The 3,098-nt window shown below is 37.5% G+C and carries 5 protein-coding genes and 1 CRISPR repeat array; of the genes, 2 read left to right on the top strand and 3 right to left on the bottom strand.

All coding sequences use genetic code 11. The annotated features are described in order from the left end of the window. The first annotated feature begins 134 nt into the window (after positions 1 to 134). Together gap and GX687_04685 are read left to right on the top strand one after the other, a co-directional pair. The gene (gap, locus tag GX687_04690) at positions 135 to 1,136 is read left to right on the top strand and encodes a type I glyceraldehyde-3-phosphate dehydrogenase (protein HHX96743.1); all 1,002 of its coding nucleotides are present in this window, start codon (positions 135 to 137) and stop codon (positions 1,134 to 1,136) included. A gap of 94 nt (positions 1,137 to 1,230) precedes the next feature. Next, on the top strand, positions 1,231 to 1,452 hold the full coding sequence (locus tag GX687_04685; protein HHX96742.1) for a hypothetical protein: 222 nt from the start codon (positions 1,231 to 1,233) through the stop codon (positions 1,450 to 1,452). Here the strand turns inward: GX687_04685 and GX687_04680 are convergent. The 3 genes from GX687_04680 to GX687_04670 are packed head-to-tail and all read right to left on the bottom strand — an operon-like array spanning position 1,445 to position 2,759. Further along, on the bottom strand, positions 1,445 to 2,104 hold the full coding sequence (locus GX687_04680) for a DUF554 domain-containing protein (GenBank protein HHX96741.1): 660 nt from the start codon (positions 2,102 to 2,104) through the stop codon (positions 1,445 to 1,447). The genes GX687_04685 and GX687_04680 overlap by 8 nt on opposite strands. A 58-nt stretch (positions 2,105 to 2,162) precedes the next feature. Then, positions 2,163 to 2,426, bottom strand: a complete 264-nt coding sequence (locus tag GX687_04675) for a SigmaK-factor processing regulatory BofA (protein ID HHX96740.1) — start codon at positions 2,424 to 2,426, stop codon at positions 2,163 to 2,165. A gap of 18 nt (positions 2,427 to 2,444) precedes the next feature. Then, complete coding sequence (locus GX687_04670; protein HHX96739.1) at positions 2,445 to 2,759, bottom strand: DUF2508 family protein; 315 nt, start codon at positions 2,757 to 2,759, stop codon at positions 2,445 to 2,447. Positions 2,760 to 2,833: 74 nt separating this feature from the next. Further along, positions 2,834 to 3,069: a CRISPR direct-repeat array (repeat unit 34 nt; unit sequence ACTTCAATCCACGCTTCCCATGAGGGAAGCGACT). Positions 3,070 to 3,098: the final 29 nt, after the last annotated feature.

Raw genomic sequence — 3,098 nt, 5'->3', positions numbered from 1 at the left:
TTCGTTGTACCCGAAGTTAAGCCCTTGGACTGTTATATCAAACAGCGGTAGGTTTTATCCGAAACTGGACAGGAAGAACAGGGAAACAAACAGAACTTATAGAGTTTTATAAGGTTTTGGCAACGGGAAGCAAAATGGTAACAAAATTAGGAATTAACGGTTTTGGCCGCATTGGAAGGTTGTGTCTGCGAGCCGCTTTAGAAAACCCGGATGTTGAGGTAGTAGCCATCAACGGTACTTCAGCACCTGAATCTTTAGCTCATCTTTTAAAATATGATTCTGTACATGGCAAATTAAATAAGCAAATTGAAACTACTGAAGACCAAATAATAATTGACGGACAAGTCATTCAAATTCTATCTGATCGCAATCCGACCAATTTACCCTGGGGCGACCTAGATGTAGACATTGTCATTGAAGCCACAGGACAATTCCGGACAGGAGAAAGCTGTCAAGTACATCTAGACAATGGAGCCCAAAAAGTAATTATTACCGCACCAGCTAAAAACGAAGACATTACCATAGTTCTCGGTGTCAATGAGACTGACTATAATCCAGACAAACACCACATCATCTCTAATGCCTCCTGTACCACCAATTGTTTAGCCCCAATAGCTAAAGTAATTAATGATCAATTTGGCATTATCTCAGGTTTTATGACTACCATACATGCCTTTACCACCGATCAACGCAGTTTAGATAACCGCCACAAAGATTTACGAAGGGCAAGAGGTTTTACGCAATCTATGATTCCCACAACTACTGGGGCAGCCAAATCCGTTGGTGTAGTCATCCCCGAACTTAAGGGTAAATTAAATGGTATTTCCGTACGTGTACCTGTAGCTAATGTTTCCTTAGTGGATCTTGTGGTTGAACTAAAAGAAGAAGTCACCATTGAAAAAATTAATCAATCCCTTGAAGAAGCTTCTCAAGGTTCTTTAAAAAACATTTTAGGCTATTGCCGCGAACCATTGGTTTCAATTGATTTCTTAGGTGATTCCCGTTCCGCAATTGTCGATTCACTTTCCACAATGGTCATTGATCCCCATTTAGCCAAAATATTAGCCTGGTATGATAATGAATGGGGTTACTCCTGCCGTGTAATTGACTTAGCGGCTTATATTAGTAAACAATAAAAAAGGCCAAGCGGCCTTTTTTTTATTTCCTTTAACTTACTGCAAAAAAAAGAAAACTTTAGGATAGAATAAGACTAAATAAGGAGTGAACTAAATGCCTAATCAATCAATAGATATCACTGCACTTAGTAAAAAATATAAATGTGATGTCCACAAAATTATTAGAGCTTGGAAAAAAGACATTGAAGATCACGAATTATCCCTAATCACCGGAATTGACGAATTTAAACTAAATCAAATTCGACAGGAAATTACCCTTTATCATGAACGTGAACGCCAATACCGTTTTACCAGCCGTTACTCAACCTTTATTTAAAAAGACAGAGCAGAACAATCACAAAAAGAGCAGGCACATAGTTCATTATTTTTAAATCAGTAACTTTTAACATATTTAAAGCTATACCAATAATTAATAAGGAGCCAACACAGGTAAGTTCCTGAATCATTTCCGAGGTTAAATAAGGTTCAATTATTCCAGATAAAACAACCAATCCACCTTGATAAAAAAACAATGGTATTACCGCCAAGATAACCCCCACACCCAAAGTAGAGGCAAGTACAAAGGCCGCAGTGCCATCCAAAAGAGACTTGGCCATTAATATTTCATGTGTACCACTTAAACCACTCTGCAATGAACCTATTATAGCCATTGCCCCCACACAAAATAACAAACTAGCCGTGATAAAACCCTGAACTATTTGTGAATCAACCTGTAATTTTTTAACCCTCCGCTCGATTCTTCCTTCTAGATCAAAGCCTTCTCCACATAATGCACCTAAAACCACCGCTAAAATTACCAAAAGCACATTTTCCCCTTCTAAAGAACCACTAATACCAATTAACAGGACACATAAAGCCAGACCATTCATAATAGTTTCACTTATTCTATCAGATAAACCCCTCCCTAATAAAAGCCCTATACAGCCACCTAAAATAACCGCAAAAGAATTCAAGAACACCCCTAACAACATAATTAGTCCCTCCCGTAGTCCTCTCAGTTTAACACAGCCACTCCGGGAAGACAATTTATATAAACAAATAATTTAAAAATGCTACTAACAACAATCCAGGCACTCCCAAAACACCCACCCCAATTACACTTACCGGGTTTACCGGTAAACGGAAACCCAAATAATAACCTAAAAAATTAAAACACACTAAAACAATTAAAGCTATAACACAATGCCCCAAAAAGCGGGTAACAATTTTTAAAGGTCCCAAAGCCAAACGAATCAACAAATAAAGAACTATTAATAATAAAAGGGTTGCTAATATTACACCTATTTCCATATTACTACCTCCACAAAACTATTTATAAAGCATATAAAGATCCTCGTGAATTACCTTTTCTTCACGAGCTTTTTTTATTAAATGCACATATTTTCTTTCCGCCGCTCCCATTGTCAAAACCGCATAATTAATTAATTCCAAATCTTCAACCTCATTAAACAATAGTTCCGCCTCTTCTAATTCTTTTCTCGCTTCCCGAGCCAATGATACTAAATTATATTCCATTGTTTCTTCATTATTCTTAGAAACATCCAAAACAGCTAAATATCTTTTTAAGTTTTTACCACATAATTTAATCCTCAATAAAAAACGCAAAAGATTTCTCTTGGACATCTTTATTTTCCTTCCTCTGTTTTGCTATATCTTATCCTAGAGAAACCTTTTTTATTACCATTATTTAATTTTGTACTTCAATCCACGCTTCCCATGAGGGAAGCGACTTTAGCTCCGGTAGTTATACGAGTATGGGGTGATACTTCAATCCACGCTTCCCATGAGGGAAGCGACTCGCATGATTTGTCTTTAGTACTAGGTAATACGCACTTCAATCCACGCTTCCCATGAGGGAAGCGACATGGCCGTAACCCAGGTAGAGTGCTATGGAGAAAAACTTCAATCCACGCTTCCCATGAGGGAAGCGACTATTAGCCGTGTAGAATGCAACGAAAAAAC

The sequence above is a fragment of the Clostridia bacterium genome (assembly GCA_012841935.1).
GTDB lineage: Bacteria > Bacillota > Peptococcia > DRI-13 > DTU073 > DUTS01.
The sequence above is the reverse complement of the archived record's forward strand: the minus strand, read 5'-3'. Positions and strand labels throughout refer to the sequence as shown.